This is a genomic window from Pseudomonas pseudonitroreducens (genome assembly GCF_021603645.1).
Taxonomy (GTDB): Bacteria; Pseudomonadota; Gammaproteobacteria; order Pseudomonadales; family Pseudomonadaceae; genus Pseudomonas; species Pseudomonas pseudonitroreducens.
In genome coordinates, this window is record NZ_BQHJ01000004.1 from 300,112 (window position 1) to 315,715 (window position 15,604).

Sequence of the window (15,604 nt, forward strand, 5' to 3'; positions counted from 1 at the left end):
TTCCCACCGGTGCCGCCGGCAGAGCCGTTCGCGAGCAAGCTCGCTCCTACCCCAGGCCGGAGATACGGCAATGAAAAAGGCCCCGCAAAGGGGCCTTTTTCATGGGTGGAGCCGGGTCAGGCGCTGCTGTTCACCGTTTCGCGTTTCACCGTTCGGGTTGCTGGCGCGTGGTGCTCGTCGTGGTCGTGATCGTCGACGATCACCGGTACCTCATTGCCCTCGGCGTCATACAGCTTGCCATTCTGGAAGTAGTCACCCTCGTTCAGCGCGGCGATGTCGCGGTAGCGCAGGGTGCGCTCCTCGGCGGCGACGAATACCGACTGCTGGTCGGAGTTGCCGGTCTTGAAGTGGTTGAACAGCAGGTTGAGGACGATGGCCATGATCGCCGCCGAGCTGATGCCCGAGTGGAAGATGGTGGCGAACCAGCTGGGGAAGTGCTCGTAGAAGCTCGGTGCGGCAATCGGGATCATGCCGAAGCCGATCGAGGTGGCGACGATGATCAGGTTCATGTTGTTGCGGTAGTCGACCTTGGACAGGGTGCGAATACCGCTCGCCGCCACGGTGCCGAACAGCACCACACCGGCGCCGCCGAGCACGGAGGAGGGCACCGCGGCGATCACCCGGCCCATCACCGGCAGCAGGCCGAGGGTCACCAGGATCAGGCCGCCGGTGGCCACCACGTAGCGGCTCTTGACGCCGGTCACGGCCACCAGGCCGACGTTCTGGGCGAACGCGCTCTGGGTGAAGGAGCCGAAGATCGGCGCCACGATGCTTGACGCCATGTCGGCGCGCAGGCCGTTGCCCAGGCGTTTGGAGTCGACCTTGGTGCCGATGATCTCACCGACGGCGAGGATGTCCGCCGAGGTTTCCACCAGGGTCACCATAATCACGATCAGCATCGAGAGGATCGCCGCGATGTGGAAGGTCGGCATGCCGAAGTGGAAGATCGACGGGAAGGCCACCATCGGGCCTTCGGCCACGCGGGAGAAGTCGGTCATGCCCAGGGCGGCGGCGATCAGGGTGCCGATCACCATCGCCAGCAGGATCGACAGGCGCGAGATGGAGGCGCTGCCCAGCTTGCTCAGCAGCAGGACGATCACCAGGGTGAGCGCGGCCAGGCCGATGTTGGCCATGCTGCCGAAGTCCGGTGCCTTGGGGTTGCCGCCCATGGCCCAGCGCGCCGCCACCGGCATCAGCGTCAGGCCGATGGTGGTGATGACGATGCCGGTGACCATCGGCGGGAAGAACTTGGTGATACGCGAGAACACCGGGGTGATCAGGAAGCCGATGAACGAGGCCGCCATCACCGCACCGAGCACGGCGGGCATGCCGCCGCCCTCATAGCCGCCACCGAGGATGGCGATCATGGTGGCGACGCCGGCGAAGGATACGCCTTGCACCAGTGGCATCTGCGAGCCGAAGAAGGGGATGCCGAGGGTCTGCAGCAGGGTGGCGAGGCCACCGGCGAACAGCGAGGCGGCGATCAGCAGGCCGATCTCGCTGGGGGAGAGCCCGGCCGCCTGGCCGAGGATCAGGGGCACGGCGACGATACCGCCGTACATGGTCAGAACGTGTTGCAGGCCGTACGCCAGGTTGGCGCCGATTCCGAGGTTCTCGTCTTCCGGGCGTGCTCCGGCGGACGCTACAGCTGAACGATCATTCATGGCTGAGGACTCGCTTGTTTTTGTTGTGCGGCCACTGTAGACAAAGTTCGTAGGAAATATCCACTGGTTTGTATACATTTTCGCGGCCGATGGTCCGGAATCTGACCGGGAGGTTAAGTGTTTTTTTCGCTGAAATGGCTCTGCAATCGGCGTTCTGCATGAAATCCTGACTCGCAGCGTACTGCACAAAATGTGTGCATATTTGAATCCAAAAGCACCAGTAGGCTGCATGCAGGGCGCCGAAAGGTTCTTTGCCAGCACCTGGAGCCAGGGCTTCGCAAATTGCGCGCCAGCGGCGTGGGTTGCCCGCTGCTCTCCCCGCCGAAGGCAGCTCCTGCTATAACCGTGCGCCCAGGTTTCCGCCGGATTGCAGAAAAGATGGCCCTTCCGCCGCTGCACAGTTTCAGGGTGTTCGAAAGCGTGGCTCGCCTGGGCGGCCTGGCCGCGGCTGCCGTCGAACTGCACGTCACCATCGGTGCGGTCAGCCAACAGGTGAAGGCACTGCAGGCCAGCCTCGGCGTGGAGCTGTTCGAGAAGCGCGGCCGGCAGTTGGTGCTGACTGCCAGTGGGCGGCAGTTGCAGAAGCGCGTGGCCAGTGCCATGGGCGAGATCAGCGAGGCCGTCCAGGCGTTGCAGGCGGGAGCCCGGCTGGAGGAGGAACGCACGGATATCTGCCTGTCGATCCCGCCGGCCGAAGGTGTGGAGTGGCTGACCCGGCCCTTGCTGCGCTTCATGGAGGAATCGCGTTCGCTGCGGGTAAGCGTGATCACCGCGCCGGGCGTGCCGCAGGTGGACTGGCGTCGCGCCGACGTCGCGGTGATCTACGGCACACCGCCGTGGCCCGGTGTCTGGTGGCGTCTGCTGCATGGCATCCGCATGACGCCGGTGTGCAGCCCGCAGTTCCTGCGCGGGCCGCTGGCGATCCGTACGGCCGCCGACCTGCAGCGGCACCGTCTGCTCCACGAGGACGACGGCAGCCAGTGGCAGCAGTGGCTGGCCGAGGCTGGCTACAGCCGGGGTGGCGCCGAGGACATCCATTTCGAGGATTTCGGCATGGTCCTGCAGGCGGCGCGCGATGGCTTCGGCGTGGCGCTCAGCGATGAGACGGTGTCGCAGCGCGACCTCGACGAGGGTCGCCTGGTGCGCCCGTTGCCGATTGCGGTGGCGGCGGTGCACAACTACTACGTCGTCTGCCCCGAGGCGAAACGCGAACGCCCGGAGGTCCGGGCGTTCATCGAGTGGTTGCTGTCGGTGGGTGAGTAGTGCTCAACCCGGCAGCGCTGTGAGTCTGGTGAGCCTGCAGGAGCGAGCTTGCTCGCGAACGCGGTTCCTGGCAGCGCCGAAGTTCGCGCGGTTCGCGAGCAAGGACTGGGCGCCCCCCTCGGTCCTACGCAGAGCACTGGGCGCAGGGCTCAGTAGCCGTAACCGCGCCCATCGGTGAACTGGATATCGGTGAGGATGCTGATGTCCTTCTCCACCTTGTACAGCTCCGAGCTCCTGATCAGCTCCGGGTCGCTGAAGGCTTCGCCCTTGGCGTGGCCGGCCTGGATCTGCTGCATCTTGTCGCGCACCGCGACGACGTCGGCGTATGTCATCGCCGGTACCTTGCTCGGGTCTTCGTCGGCGTGGGCGCCGTAGAGGGTGGTCTGCGGGTTGATCACCTTCAGGGTGGCGTCCAGCGAGGCGACGTAATCCTTCAGGTTCCCCGCCAGCAGCCAGGACGGATACAGGTGGTCGCCGGAGAGCAGGATGTTGTGCGCCTCATCGAACAGCGCGACTTCGTCCGGCGTGTGGCCGGGCATGCTCAGCAGGCGCAGCTTGAGGCCGCCCAGGTCGATCACTTCATCGGGCTTGACCAGGCGCGACACCTTGAAGGGTGGCAGCGTCATGTGATCGATATTGCCCAGGTAGACCGGCTCGGGCACGTGGTAGAGACCGTCGGCGCGGCGGAATTTCGCGGTGAACGGCGTATCCACCAGGTAGATGCTCTGGAAGTTGTGCAGCCCGCCCAGGTGGTCGAAGTGCAGGTGCGAGGGCAGCACGGAGAGCGGCTTGTCGGTGATCTGCCGGGCGACCTGGGTGATGTCGTCCTTCTGGTTGGCGCCGGAGTCGAACATCAGCGCCTGGTTCGAGCCCACCAGCAGGTACGAATAGTTCTTCTGGTAGTAGTTCGGCTCGCCGATGGCGTAGAGGAAATCCGTCAGCTTGTGCACCACGAAGGCCGGATTCTCCACCTTGAGGGCAGTGGCGTTGGCTGCCTCGGCGGCGGTCGCGGCGAACGGAGCGCCGAGCAGGGTAGTGGAAGCCAGGGCCAGGACTTTGATCAGCATGCGCATGGGGCGCGAACCTCTTTCTCGTTGTTGTCGGTAGCGGCGGGTCGGCCGCCTGCCCATCTCAGCGCTGGCGAGGGTGTACTTCAATGCACGTTTTCTGTGGTCCGACAGTTCAGTTCAGCTAAAGCCTGGCGGGATTAGCGAAGCTGATTTTCATGCTCCTGCATAAGCAGGGCTAATTGTTCATTCGGGGATTTCATGGCAGCGCTGACGCCATGCCGGTAGAACTGTACGGGTCGGGCGCGCTGTTCGTGCCCCATCCCCACTGTTTCCGGAGTTATTCCAATGAAGTCCAGATGGACCGCCTTGCTTTGCCTGCTGAGCACCTTTTCCGTCGCCTGGGGCGACTACAACAAGCGCAACATCGTCCGCCGCTGAGGCGCGCGCCCCGAGAGTCCGAATCACCCTGTTTCGCCGTACAAGGATTGCGCCATGCAAGCTGTCACACCCCACATCGATCCCGCCATCGCCGCCATCGCTCCCGGTTTTCGTGCCCTGAGCATCACGCTGGACGCCGCGCCGATTGGTCATCCAGAGGTGGCGGAGCAGGCTCTGCAGCGCGCCTGCGCGGCACTGGCGGCGGGGGAGCCGGCCTGGGCTGAAGCGCATCTGGCGGCCTGGGCCGAGGTGTTCCGCCGCTTCGGCGCCAAACCACAGCGCACACCCTGTTCGGCGGAAGCGCTGCGCAAGCGCGCGCTGCGTGACGGCAGCCTGCCGAACATCGATCCAGTGGTGGACCTGTACAACGCCATCAGTGTGCAGTTCGCGATTCCCGTCGGCGGGGAAAACCTCGCCGCCTACGTCGGTACGCCGCGGCTGCTGATCGCCAATGGCAGCGAGACCTTCGACACCTTCAAGGACGGCGCGCCGGCCGAGGAATCCCCCGCTGCCGGCGAAGTCATCTGGCGCGACGACGCTGGCGTTACCTGCCGCCGCTGGAACTGGCGGCAGGGCGTGCGCACCCGCCTGGACGCCGAGGCGCAGCGCATGTGGTTCATCCTCGAAAGCCTGCCGGAGATGCCGCTGGAGGCACTCCACGAAGCCGGCGAGCAACTGGTCGCCGGGCTTCAGGCGATGATGCCGGGCGCCACTGCCCGGATGCTGCTGGTGGAGGGCCAGGGACCAGCCGTTACGGCGTGAAACTCTTCAGGTAGGCGCAGAACATGTCGGCCATGGACTCGCTGAATGCCTGGATTTCTTCGGCAGTGCGCGGGCTTTCCGAGAACTGCTTGCCCACCGAACCCAGTGTCGTGGTGATCAGTTCGCGGGCCAGCCTGCGCTGCGCATCGCCGACGTGCGGCAGGGCCTCGGCGATGAACGCCTGGAAGATGCCTTCACTGGCGGCCTTGGCTGCCCGGGCCTCGGGCGCATCGCGGTAGAGCGGGGCGGCATCGCTGAGGGCGATGCGCATGCGCGCTTCTTCGCACTCCGAGCGGATGAAGGCGTGAACCAGGTTGCGCAGGCGTTGCAACGGCGCCTGGGTTTCATCGCTGAGCAGGCCGCGCAGCATCTCGGTGGTCTGCCGCCATTCGTCGCTCTGCAGGCGGAAGAGGATCGCGGCCTTGTTCGGGAAGTACTGGTACAGCGAACCGACGCTGACCCCGGCGCGCTCGGCAACCCGCGCAGTGGTGAAGCGCTGGGCGCCTTCCCTTTCCAGAACCTGAACAGCGGCGTCGAGAATGGCCGTTACCAGGTCGTTGGAACGGGCCTGTTGGGGTTCCTTGCGCGTGGAAATACGCGGGCTGCGGCGTTCGCCCATGGCTGGCTCCGGTAATGCGAATAGTAAAACCTGACGAAAAGATCGCATTCTAGCCGGGCGCTTTTTCGCACTCAAATTCCACACGGGAAACCCAGCATGACGACTCTGACTTCCGCCCCCGTGGCGCCCCTGCTGCAACACCTGTTCGAGGAGGCTGACGCGGCCTCGCCACAGTCCAGCCCGGCATTCGCCGACCTCGACCAGGCCGCGCTGACCCGCCTGATGCAGAGCAAGACCCGGTACCGCGAACTCTACGGCCAGCTCAAGGACCAGCCACTGCCCGTCTCCCGGGAAACCGGTGTGCTGCTGTACATGCTGGCGCGCAGCATCGGCGCACAGCATATCGTCGAGTTCGGCACCTCGTTCGGCATCTCCACCCTGCATCTGGCAGCGGCGCTGCGCGACAACGGCGGTGGCCGGCTGATCACCAGCGAGTTCGAGCCTTCGAAAGTGGCGCGGGCGCAGGCCAACCTGCTGGCTGGCGGTGTGGCCGACCTGGTGGAAATCCGCCAGGGCGATGCGCTGCAGACCCTCGCCCGCGACCTGCCGGAGCGCATCGACCTGTTGCTGCTCGACGGCGCCAAGGCGCTCTATTCGGAAATCCTTGCCCTGGTGGAAAGCCGCCTGCGCCCCGGTGCGATGATCATCGCGGACAACGCCGATTACTGCCCCGAGTACCTCGCCGAGGTTCGCATGCCCGGCGGGCGCTACCTGTCGATTCCTTTTGCCGACGATGTGGAACTGTCCATGCGCCTGGGTTGAAACCTGGCCGCTGGCTACCGCGGTGGCGGGGCCACCGGCGCATGCCGTGCCATCAGTCCGGCGACCCAGTCGATGAACACCCGCAGCTTGGCGCTGACGTGGCGATTGGCGGGGAAGGCCAGATAGAGCGGCATGCTCTGCATGCTCCAGTCCTCGAACAGTTCCACCAGCTCGCCGCGCGCCACGGCTTCCAGCGCCATGTAGCGCGGCAACCAGAGCACCCCCATGCCGGCGATCCCGGCGGCCAGGTAAGCGTTGCCGTCGTCCACCGTGAGCACCGGGCGGCCATGCACCTGCAGGGTTTCGCCAGCCCTGTCCATCGCATAGGAAAGCGGCTTGCCGGTGCGCGCCCAGAGGTAGCCGACGATGCGGTGCTGGCTGTTCTCCAGCTCGCTCGGGTGCGCCGGTACACCGGCGCGTTGCAGGTAGGCGGGCGCGGCGAAAACACCCAGCGGCAGGTCGCCGATCCTGCGGGCCATCAGCGACAGGTCGGTGAGTTCGCCGCCGCGCACCACGCAGTCGACGTTCTCGTCGATCAGGTCGACCATGCGGTCGCTGACGCCCAGGTCGATCTGGATGTCCGGATAGCGCTGATGGAAGTCCGGCAGGGCGGGGATCAGCAGCAGGCGTGCCAGCGGGCTGGGCACGTCGACGCGCAATCGCCCGCGCGGCATGGCGGCGGCGCCGGAGAGGCTGGTCTCGGCATCGTCCATGTCCGCCAGCAGGCGCACCACGCGCTCGAAGTAGGCGGCGCCGTCGGCGGTGAGGTTGAGCTTGCGTGTGGTGCGGTTGAGCAGACGCACACGCAGCCGTGCTTCCAGCTGCTGGATCAGCTGGGTCACGCTGGTGCGGCTCATGTGCAGGGTTTCGGCGGCCCTGGTGAAGCTGCCGGTTTGCACCACGCGGACGAAAGCTTGCATCGCATCGAAACGGTCCATGGCAGCTCCGGCGGAACAGAATGAAGGACGGCGAAAGGGCTGATTGTTTGGATTCTACAAACAATGCTGGCCAGTGTTGCCCGATTATCAGCGTCGCTGTGCGCCGTAACCTGCCTCCATCGTTGAAACCCTCTCCATGGAGCAAGCAGATGAGTACACGTGATGTGGTTTTCCCCGCTGGCCGCCAGGCCCTCTATGAACGCAACCGCTATTCCCCGGCAATCCGCAGCAACGGCCTGCTGTTCGTTTCCGGCCAGGTCGGCAGTCGCGAAGACGGCTCGCCCGAGCCAGGACTGGAAGCCCAGGTGCGCCGCGCCTTCGACAACCTCAATGGGATCCTCGCTGGCGCCGGCTGCACGTTCGATGACGTGATCGACGTGACGGTGTTCCTGGTCAACCCCGAGCAGACCTTCGAGCGCATCTGGCAGATCGTCCCGGAATACTGGGGCGACGCTCCGCATCCCACCCTGACCGGAATCGGCGTCACCTGGCTGTACGGCTTCGACTTCGAGATCAAGGTGATCGCGCGCCTGCCGCAAGCCTGAACCGGTCGCAGGGCAGGGTGGCGAGACGGGACAGCCGGGTTTCTTTACCATGTTGTCCTGTTTTGTTTTGCCAGGAACTTTCCATGATCACGCCGACCTTCCGTACCGCCACGCCCGCCGACACCGACCGCTGCTTCGAGATCGAAACAACCGCCTACGAAGGCGACGAGGCGGCGACCCGGGAGAAGATCGCCACACGCATCGCGCAGTACCCCGAAGGCTTCCTGATCATGGAGCTGGACGGCGCGATCATCGGCTTCATCAACAGCGGCTGCGCGTTCGATGTGGTGATGTCCGACGAGGCGTTCAAGGAGCTTATCGGCCATGACCCGGCGGCGCCGAACGTGGTGATCATGTCCGTGGTGATCGACCCGGCGCAGCAGGGCAAGGGCTATGCCACGCTGCTGATGCGCAGCTTCATCGAGCGTATGGGCGGCCTCGGCAAGCGCACCATTCACCTGATGTGCAAGGACCGCCACGTGCCGCTCTACGAGCGCATGGGCTATCGCTACGTGAAGCCGTCGGAGTCCGACCACGGCGGCATGGCCTGGCACGAAATGGAGATGCAACTGGCCGCCGGGTAAGCCCCGGCCCCTGGCGCCTCAGCGTTCCGGCCGGTCGTTCACGCGGTCGCGCGTGGCGCGTTCGGCCAGCAGGTCGAAACGTTCCGGCAGCAGCGCTGCCTCGCCCTGTTCATCGAGCAACTGGCGAAATACCAGGTGGTCCGGGAAGCTGCGGCTGATCAGCGTGAGCAGCTCGGTACCGCGTTCGGTCAACTCGAAATTGTTGCCGGTGCCGCCATGCTCGACCGGGCGCTCGCGGATGTAGTCGTTCCTCAACAGGTCGCCCTCCAGGTCGCCGGCGATGCGCTTCAGATGGTCCACGCTGGCGTGCGATGGCTCGCCCTGCAGCCGGTGTTGCTCGGCGACTTGCTCGCCGCATTCGCGGGCCTTGTAGGGTTGGTCGGCACACTCCTGGGCGTGCAGCAGCAGGCGTTCTATCAGATCCCAGTCGTAGCTCATGGCGTGTCCTCCGAGGGGATGGGAAAGGTGGGAGCCTCCTGATGTGCGACCGGTCATAGCGGGGAGGGTTCGAACTTCCTGCGCGGCGGCGCGCAACCATCAATACCGTCGAGTCTCACTATCGATGCAATCGAGTGGTGCGCGGGCCGGGCACGCCTGACTATCTGTTCCAACAGCTGGTTGAACCGAGCAAGGGACAGAATCGATGAACACTCCGCGCCCCACACCCGATCGCCTGGCAGTCCGCATCGCCGTTGCGCCGCTGCTGCTGGCCGTGGCCAGCCTGGTCGGCTGTGCATCGACCGCCGAAACCCGGTTGAGCTGGGACAGTCTCGGCGGCACCACCGCCCAGGACAGCGGCGCCTACCTGAGCTGTGTCGACAACAGGCTCACCCCCGGCACCGCCACCTTCGTCAGCGACAGCGGCAATACCCGCCAGTTGCTCACCGGCAGCGCCGATCCGCTGCAGGCCAGCGGCATCGTCCAGGTGACCCCGATCGCCGGCGGCAATCACTTCAGCGCCTACCAGCGCAGCGCCTGGCAGGACAAAGGCGAGCTGCTGGACGCCGCCTACCAGTGCGCGCAACACAGCTGAACCCTCTTCGGCTCGGTCGCTCCCCCCAGCGACCCGCCCAGCGCCGGCAGGCGGCGAGTAGCCTGCGTCAGTGTCTGCCCTCGGGCTGTCGCTGATTGACTCTCCAGGGGCGCTTCCCCCAGCGCCCGCATCTCGCCCGCCGAGTCCCCGCTCGGTGGGCGTTTTTTTTAATTTACGACTGTTGTGTATTCTGATCGGGCATGCCAGTGTGTGCGCCCTGGCGGCTGTATTCGCCTTTCGTTGCTCAAGCTGCGCATCCGGTTTGTCCGCCGGGCGCTGAACGAGGCCGCCGGCCGACGGTAAACTCACTCCCGTCGCGTAACAGAAGTACAAGAGAATCGAGATGAACACGCATTTTCCGACTTGCGCCGTCTGGGTCCGTCGCGACGCAGACCTGCCCCTTCCCACCAACCTTCAGCCGACGGTGACAGCATGATCGAGGTAACCGAAGTTTCCATTGCGCAGCTGCGTGAAGCCCTGGAGTCGGGCCGCACCACCGCGGTCGAACTGGTCAAGGCCTACCTCGCGCGCATCGACGCCTATGATGGCCCGACCAGGCTCAACGCCGTGGTCGTGCGCAACACCGAGGCGCTGAAGGAGGCTGAAGCTTCCGACGCCCGTCGCGCCCGTGGCGAAACCCTCGGCCCGCTGGATGGCATCCCCTATACCGCCAAGGACAGCTACCTGGTCAAGGGCCTGACCGCGGCCTCCGGCAGCCCGGCCTTCAAGGACCTGGTCGCCTACCGCGACGCCTTCACCGTCGAGCGCCTGCGCGCCGGCGGCGCGATCTGCCTGGGCAAGACCAACATGCCGCCCATGGCCAATGGTGGCATGCAGCGTGGCGTCTATGGCCGCGCGGAAAGCCCGTACAACCGCAAGTTCCTCACCGCGCCCTTCGCCTCCGGCTCGTCCAACGGCGCCGGCACCGCGACCGCCGCGAGCTTCTCGGCCTTCGGCCTGGCGGAAGAAACCTGGTCCAGCGGTCGTGGCCCGGCCTCGAACAACGGCCTGTGCGCCTACACCCCGTCCCGTGGCGTGATCTCGGTGCGCGGCAACTGGCCGCTGACGCCGACCATGGACGTGGTCGTGCCCTACGCACGCACCATGGCCGACCTGCTGGAAGTGCTCGATGTGGTCGTCGCCGAAGATGCCGACAAGCGTGGCGACCTGTGGCGCCTGCAGCCGTGGGTGCCGATCCCCGCCGTCAGCGAAGTGCGTCCGGCGTCCTACCTGGACCTCGCCGCCGGCCCGGAAGCCCTCAAGGGCAAGCGCCTGGGCGTGCCGCGCATGTTCATCAACAAGGACGAACTGGCCGGCACCAGCGAGAAGCCCGGCATCGGCGGCCCGACCGGCCAGCGCATCAACACCCGCGCCTCGGTCATCGACCTCTGGGAACAGGCCCGCAAGGCCCTGGAAGCCGCCGGCGCCGAAGTCGTCGAAGTGGATTTCCCGCTGGTTTCCAACTGCGAGGGCGACCGTCCTGGCGCGCCGACCGTGTACAACCGTGGCTTCGTTTCCGAGCAGTTCCTGCATGACGAGCTGTGGGAGCTGTCCGGCTGGGGCTTCGACGATTTCCTCCGCGCCAACGGCGACCCCAAGCTGAACAAGCTGGCCGACGTCGACGGGCCGCAGATCTTCCCCCACGATCCGGGCACCCTGCCGAACCGCGAGGACGACCTGGTCGCCGGCATGGACGAGTACGTCAACATGGCCAAGCGCGGCCTGAAGACCTGGGACCAGATCGACAGCCTGCCGGACGGCCTGCGCGGCCTGGAAAAGACCCGCAAGCTCGACCTGGAAGACTGGATGGATGGCCTGAAGCTGGACGCCGTGCTGTTCCCCACCGTGGCCGACGTGGGCCCGGCGGATGCTGACGTGAACCCGGAATCGGCCGACATCGCCTGGAGCAACGGCATCTGGGTGGCCAACGGCAACCTGGCGATCCGTCACCTGGGCGTACCGACCGTCACCGTGCCGATGGGCGTGATGGCCGATATCGGCATGCCGGTGGGCCTGACCTTCGCCGGTCGCGCCTATGACGACTCCGCGCTGCTGACCTTCGCCGCGGCCTTCGAGGCCACCGGCTCCAAGCGCCAGGTGCCGCCGAGCACGCCGCCACTGGGCTGATCGGTCGGTTGCTTCAAGCAGGATAAAAAGCCGCGCCCCAGGGCGCGGTTTTTTATTGCCAGAAGCGTTGGGTGCGAGGTTTTCGATGATCTTGTGTGCTGATGGGCCATGGTTCGCGAGCAAGCTCGCTCCTACAGGCTGTGGCGGTCGAGTTCCTCGTAGGAGCGAGCTTGCTCGCGAACCCCAGCCGACCTGGCGCGACAGCCGGGAAGCCATCGCGGACAGAGTCCGCTCCTACAGTCCCCTAGGGTGGATAACGCCTTCAGGCGTTATCCACCCATTCGGCGGATAACCCGTTCCGGGTTATGCGCCCTACGAGGCTGGGTTGACCAGCTGTGTTGCCAGCAGGATGAAAAGCCGCGCCCCAGGGCGCGGTTTTTTATTGCCAGAAGCGTTGGGTGCGAGGTTCTCGATGATCTCGTGTGTTGATGGGCCATGGTTCGCGAGCAAGCTCGCTCCTACAGGCTGTGGCGGTCCAGTTCCTCGTAGGAGCGAGCTTGCTCGCGAACCCCAGCCGGCCTGGCGCGACAGCCGGGAAGCCATCTTGGACAGAGTCCGCTCCTACAAGAAACGCTCGGCTGTGCGAGGGGATTTGACATTGCCGAAGCGCGCTTCCTTCGACGGCGAGTAGCCATAGAACGACGTGTAGCACTTGCTGAAATGACTGGGCGAGACGAAGCCACAGGCCAGGCCCACTTCGTACATCGGCAGGCTGGAATGCTGCAGCAGGCGGCGGCTTTCGGTGATGCGCAGCTCCAGGTAATAGCGCACCGGGGTGGTGCCCAATTGCTCCTGGAAGAGTCGTTCGATCTGCCGCTTGGAGCGCCCGACGTAGCTCGACAGCTGATCCTGGCTCAGCGGCTCCTCGATGTTCGCGCTCATCAGGTTGATCGCCTCGCGCAGCGGTTCGCTGAGCTTCTCGTGCAGCGCCGGACGGGTGCGGCGGAAGCGCGATTCCTCGAAGGCGAGGATGTCGACGATGGCGTCCACCAGTGCGCGGCCATGACGCGCGTTGATCCATTCCAGCACCAGGTTGAAGGCGCCGGTGGGACTGGCGGCAGTGAGGCGGTCGCGGTCGACCTGGTAGCTTTCGCTGGTGACCTCGCTATGCCGGGCGATCTCCGCCAGCGCCGCGCGGTTCTCCGGATGGATGGCGCAACGGTAACCGTCCAGCAGGCCAGCCTGGCCGAGGAACCAGGCGCCGTTCCACAGGCCGGCGAGGGCGATGCCCTTGTCCGCGGCCATCTGCAGCAGGCGCGTCAGTTCGGGAATTGCGCGCAGCGGGGTGCGCAGGCCGCCGCAGAGCACCAGTAGGTCGAGCTCGGCGAGTTGCGTCGAGGCCAGCGTGTCGCCGGGGCAGATCACCAGGCCGAGGTCGCTGGTGACGGATTCGCCGTCGAGGCTGAAGGTCTGCGTGGTGAAGGTCTGTGCGCGGATCAGGTTGGCGGTGACCAGCGTGTCCAGCGCCTGGGTGAAGGCCGGCAGGGAGAAGTGTTCGAGCAGCAGGAAGCCCACCCGCGCAAGGCGGTCGGGCTCCCGGGGCTCGGCGTCGAGGTAGCGCAGGTTGCGGCCCTGCATGGCCCCACTGAACTGGCGGCGTTCGACCAATCGGCACCTCGTCTGCGTGGGTTGTCGGTCTGGCTCAGCCGCGCATGGCGCGTCGGCCGATGCTTGATCGAGCGTGCGCCGTGCTGCGCGGGCTGGTCTGGCTGAGCAGGATGATGATGACCGTCAGGGCCAGGGTCGAACTCACCTCGATGCGGTGCGTCGGCATGATGAACATCACCGCGAGGATGAAGCTGATGATCCCGATCACCAGCCAGGTCAGCCAGGGGAACAACCACATGCGAAATGCCAGTTGGTGGTTGCGCCGCCGTAGGATGCCGCGCATGCGCAACTGCGACACGGCGATGGCCAGGTAGACCAGCAGGGCAATGGAGCCGGAGCTGGCCAGCAGGAATTCGAACAGCCGCCCGGGTGCAAAGAAGTTGAGCAGGGTGGTGAACATGCCGATCAGCGTGCTGGCGATTACCGCCGCGCGTGGCACGCCGGCGGCGGAGGTGCGCTGGATGAAGGCCGGCGCGTCATGGCGGCGGCTCAGCGAATAGATCATCCGCGAGGCGATGTACACCGAGGAGTTCAGGCAACTGGCCACGGCGACCAGCACCACCAGGTCCATCAGCAGTTGCGCGTTGGGGATGTGCAGCAGTTCCAGGGTGCGCTGGTAGGAGCCGATCTCCACCAGGCGCGGGTCGTCCCACGGCACCACCGAGATGATCACCAGGATCGACAGCAGGTAGAACACGCTGATGCGCCAGATCACCGATCGCGTGGCCTTGGCGATGTTGCGGCTGGGGTCGCTGGATTCGGCGGCGGCGATGGTCACTGCCTCGGTGCCGATGAAGCTGAACAGGGTGGTGATCAGTGCGCTGAAGATCGCCGTCCAGCCGTTGGGCATGAAGCCGCCGTGCTCGCCCATCAGCCTGTGCAGGCCGCTCACCTCGCGGCCTGGCAGCAGGCCCAGCAGCGCCGCCGCGCCAAGGCCGATGAAGGCGACGATGGCGACCACCTTGAGCATGGCGAACCAGAACTCGAACTCGCCGTACTTGGCCACGCTGAACAGGTTGGTGGCGGTGAGCAGCAGGGTCATCGACAGGGCGAATACCCAGGTCTCGACCTGCGGGAACCAGTTGTTGAGGATGACGCCGGCGGCGATGGCTTCGATGGGAATCACCAGCACCCAGAACCACCAGTACAACCAGCCGATGGTGAAGCCGGCCCAGCGACCGATGGCCTGGTCGGCGTAGGCGGAGAAGGAACCGGTGTCGGGGCTGGCGACGGCCATTTCGCCGAGCATGCGCATCACCAGTACCACCAGCAGCCCGGAGAGGGCGTAGGCGACGATGGCGGCGGGGCCGGCGGCGGCAATCGCATGGCCGGAGCCGACGAACAAGCCGGCGCCGATGATGCCAGCGATGGAAAGCATGGTTACGTGGCGGGGCTTGAAGCCCTGCACCAGGTCGCCATGGGCGCCTTTTGCACTGGGAGCACTCATCTGTCGGCCTTTTCTTGAAATTGTTATGCAGGACGCGCTGACGCGCAGCTTCCCCGCCGCCGTGGCACCTGCAGTCGGTGCCGGGCAGTCGGCGTGGCGGCAATACGCTTAACGCGGGGCTCAAGCTAAGGCAGTAGGGGGTCGGCGAGTTGCTCGAAATCGCCGTGGGCATGACCAAAAACGACATGGGCGGCGGCCGCGATACTGGCCAGGAGCCGCTCTGCGGCGCTGCCGCTGTGTGCGGAGGCCCGCCGCTGCGAGCGGCGGGCAGGCGCTCAGCGCTCGGTGGCGGGCAAGCTGGCGAGGAGTTTTTCCAGCAGGCCGGCGAGCTGCTCCTGCTCGCTGGCGCTCAGCCCGGAGAGCACCCGGCGCTGGTTGTCGGCGTGGGCGCCGACGGCCTGGTCGATCAGCGCGAGACCGGCTTCACTCAGGCCGACCAGCGAGCCGCGACCGTCCTCGGGATTGGGCATGCGCTGCACCAGGCCCTGTTTTTCCAGGCGGTCGAGGCGGTTGGTCATGCTGCCCGAGGAAATCATCGCGGCCTCGTAGAGCACAGTGGGTGTGAGGCGAAAGGGCGCCCCGCTGCGGCGCAGGGTGGCGAGCACGTCGAACTCGCCGGGCTGCAGGCCGAACTCGGCGAACAGCGGGTTGAGGTGGTCGCGGGCGATCAGTTGCGCGGCTTCACCGAGGCGGCCGAGCAGCAGCATGCCATCGGTATCCAGCTCGGGCAGTTGCTGGCGCCATTGCTCGATGGCGAACGCGGCTCTGTCCATGGGGCTTCCTTTTTATCTTGATGTCGAGATA

General features: G+C 65.8%; 15 protein-coding genes. 7 read left to right on the forward strand and 8 right to left on the reverse strand.

Annotation, left to right across the window (positions count from 1 at the left end; all coding sequences use genetic code 11):
* Positions 1–116 precede the first annotated feature (116 nt).
* Entirely contained in the window at positions 117–1,664 is a 1,548-nt protein-coding gene (locus tag L6D89_RS11920; protein WP_236175815.1) for a nucleobase:cation symporter-2 family protein, read from the reverse strand.
* A 378-nt stretch (positions 1,665–2,042) separates the two neighbouring features.
* Here L6D89_RS11920 and L6D89_RS11925 point away from each other — a divergent pair, with 378 nt between their 5' ends.
* The gene (locus L6D89_RS11925) at positions 2,043–2,927 is read left to right on the forward strand and encodes a LysR substrate-binding domain-containing protein (RefSeq protein WP_236199824.1); all 885 of its coding nucleotides are present in this window, start codon (positions 2,043–2,045) and stop codon (positions 2,925–2,927) included.
* Positions 2,928–3,076: 149 nt separating this feature from the next.
* Here L6D89_RS11925 and L6D89_RS11930 read toward each other — a convergent pair whose 3' ends face one another.
* On the reverse strand, positions 3,077–4,000 hold the full coding sequence (locus L6D89_RS11930) for an MBL fold metallo-hydrolase (protein ID WP_236199825.1): 924 nt from the start codon (positions 3,998–4,000) through the stop codon (positions 3,077–3,079).
* A 429-nt stretch (positions 4,001–4,429) separates the two neighbouring features.
* Between L6D89_RS11930 and L6D89_RS11935 the strand changes: the two genes are divergently transcribed.
* Positions 4,430–5,137: a B3/B4 domain-containing protein gene (locus L6D89_RS11935; RefSeq protein WP_236199826.1), complete on the forward strand. Its 708-nt coding sequence runs from the start codon at positions 4,430–4,432 to the stop codon at positions 5,135–5,137.
* Here the strand turns inward: L6D89_RS11935 and L6D89_RS11940 are convergent.
* Complete coding sequence (locus L6D89_RS11940; protein WP_236199827.1) at positions 5,127–5,756, reverse strand: TetR/AcrR family transcriptional regulator; 630 nt, start codon at positions 5,754–5,756, stop codon at positions 5,127–5,129. The two genes, L6D89_RS11935 and L6D89_RS11940, sit on opposite strands and share 11 nt — an antisense overlap.
* A gap of 96 nt (positions 5,757–5,852) precedes the next feature.
* Between L6D89_RS11940 and L6D89_RS11945 the strand changes: the two genes are divergently transcribed.
* The gene (locus L6D89_RS11945) at positions 5,853–6,518 is read left to right on the forward strand and encodes an O-methyltransferase (protein WP_236199828.1); all 666 of its coding nucleotides are present in this window, start codon (positions 5,853–5,855) and stop codon (positions 6,516–6,518) included.
* A 14-nt stretch (positions 6,519–6,532) separates the two neighbouring features.
* Here L6D89_RS11945 and L6D89_RS11950 read toward each other — a convergent pair whose 3' ends face one another.
* Positions 6,533–7,456 (reverse strand): LysR family transcriptional regulator, encoded by a 924-nt coding sequence (locus L6D89_RS11950; protein ID WP_236199829.1) that lies wholly within the window; start codon positions 7,454–7,456, stop codon positions 6,533–6,535.
* Positions 7,457–7,605: 149 nt separating this feature from the next.
* Here L6D89_RS11950 and L6D89_RS11955 point away from each other — a divergent pair, with 149 nt between their 5' ends.
* Together L6D89_RS11955 and L6D89_RS11960 are read left to right on the forward strand one after the other, a co-directional pair.
* Complete coding sequence (locus tag L6D89_RS11955; RefSeq protein ID WP_236175822.1) at positions 7,606–8,001, forward strand: RidA family protein; 396 nt, start codon at positions 7,606–7,608, stop codon at positions 7,999–8,001.
* Between the two features lie 83 nt (positions 8,002–8,084).
* Complete coding sequence (locus tag L6D89_RS11960; protein WP_236199830.1) at positions 8,085–8,585, forward strand: GNAT family N-acetyltransferase; 501 nt, start codon at positions 8,085–8,087, stop codon at positions 8,583–8,585.
* Between the two features lie 18 nt (positions 8,586–8,603).
* Here the strand turns inward: L6D89_RS11960 and L6D89_RS11965 are convergent, their stop codons facing one another.
* On the reverse strand, positions 8,604–9,023 hold the full coding sequence (locus L6D89_RS11965) for a transcriptional regulator (protein ID WP_236175824.1): 420 nt from the start codon (positions 9,021–9,023) through the stop codon (positions 8,604–8,606).
* A 205-nt stretch (positions 9,024–9,228) separates the two neighbouring features.
* Here L6D89_RS11965 and L6D89_RS11970 point away from each other — a divergent pair, with 205 nt between their 5' ends.
* Positions 9,229–9,618, forward strand: coding sequence for a hypothetical protein (locus L6D89_RS11970; protein WP_236199831.1), 390 nt, complete (start codon positions 9,229–9,231; stop codon positions 9,616–9,618).
* Between the two features lie 432 nt (positions 9,619–10,050).
* Positions 10,051–11,745 (forward strand): amidase, encoded by a 1,695-nt coding sequence (locus L6D89_RS11975; protein WP_236199832.1) that lies wholly within the window; start codon positions 10,051–10,053, stop codon positions 11,743–11,745.
* A 561-nt stretch (positions 11,746–12,306) separates the two neighbouring features.
* On the opposite strand, the gene L6D89_RS11980 is transcribed toward L6D89_RS11975, so the two are convergent.
* The 3 genes from L6D89_RS11980 to L6D89_RS11990 form a co-directional block, all read right to left on the reverse strand.
* Positions 12,307–13,323 carry a GlxA family transcriptional regulator gene (locus L6D89_RS11980; protein ID WP_236199998.1) on the reverse strand — a complete coding sequence of 339 codons (1,017 nt, stop codon included), beginning with the start codon at positions 13,321–13,323 and terminating at the stop codon, positions 12,307–12,309.
* A 64-nt stretch (positions 13,324–13,387) separates the two neighbouring features.
* Positions 13,388–14,800 carry a GABA permease gene (gabP, locus tag L6D89_RS11985; protein ID WP_236199833.1) on the reverse strand — a complete coding sequence of 471 codons (1,413 nt, stop codon included), beginning with the start codon at positions 14,798–14,800 and terminating at the stop codon, positions 13,388–13,390.
* A 275-nt stretch (positions 14,801–15,075) separates the two neighbouring features.
* Positions 15,076–15,573, reverse strand: coding sequence for a MarR family winged helix-turn-helix transcriptional regulator (locus L6D89_RS11990; RefSeq protein WP_236199834.1), 498 nt, complete (start codon positions 15,571–15,573; stop codon positions 15,076–15,078).
* Positions 15,574–15,604: the final 31 nt, after the last annotated feature.

Bases quoted from the DNA above. Each gene is read 5' to 3' on its own strand.
- L6D89_RS11920 (WP_236175815.1), bottom strand. From the start codon at position 1,664: ATGAATGATCGTTCAGCTGTAGCGTCCGCCGGAGCACGCCCGGAAGAC.
- L6D89_RS11925 (WP_236199824.1), top strand. From the start codon at position 2,043: ATGGCCCTTCCGCCGCTGCACAGTTTCAGGGTGTTCGAAAGCGTGGCT.
- L6D89_RS11930 (WP_236199825.1), bottom strand. From the start codon at position 4,000: ATGCGCATGCTGATCAAAGTCCTGGCCCTGGCTTCCACTACCCTGCTC.
- L6D89_RS11935 (WP_236199826.1), top strand. From the start codon at position 4,430: ATGCAAGCTGTCACACCCCACATCGATCCCGCCATCGCCGCCATCGCT.
- L6D89_RS11940 (WP_236199827.1), bottom strand. From the start codon at position 5,756: ATGGGCGAACGCCGCAGCCCGCGTATTTCCACGCGCAAGGAACCCCAA.
- L6D89_RS11945 (WP_236199828.1), top strand. From the start codon at position 5,853: ATGACGACTCTGACTTCCGCCCCCGTGGCGCCCCTGCTGCAACACCTG.
- L6D89_RS11950 (WP_236199829.1), bottom strand. From the start codon at position 7,456: ATGGACCGTTTCGATGCGATGCAAGCTTTCGTCCGCGTGGTGCAAACC.
- L6D89_RS11955 (WP_236175822.1), top strand. From the start codon at position 7,606: ATGAGTACACGTGATGTGGTTTTCCCCGCTGGCCGCCAGGCCCTCTAT.
- L6D89_RS11960 (WP_236199830.1), top strand. From the start codon at position 8,085: ATGATCACGCCGACCTTCCGTACCGCCACGCCCGCCGACACCGACCGC.
- L6D89_RS11965 (WP_236175824.1), bottom strand. From the start codon at position 9,023: ATGAGCTACGACTGGGATCTGATAGAACGCCTGCTGCTGCACGCCCAG.
- L6D89_RS11970 (WP_236199831.1), top strand. From the start codon at position 9,229: ATGAACACTCCGCGCCCCACACCCGATCGCCTGGCAGTCCGCATCGCC.
- L6D89_RS11975 (WP_236199832.1), top strand. From the start codon at position 10,051: ATGATCGAGGTAACCGAAGTTTCCATTGCGCAGCTGCGTGAAGCCCTG.
- L6D89_RS11980 (WP_236199998.1), bottom strand. From the start codon at position 13,323: ATGCAGGGCCGCAACCTGCGCTACCTCGACGCCGAGCCCCGGGAGCCC.
- gabP (WP_236199833.1), bottom strand. From the start codon at position 14,800: ATGAGTGCTCCCAGTGCAAAAGGCGCCCATGGCGACCTGGTGCAGGGC.
- L6D89_RS11990 (WP_236199834.1), bottom strand. From the start codon at position 15,573: ATGGACAGAGCCGCGTTCGCCATCGAGCAATGGCGCCAGCAACTGCCC.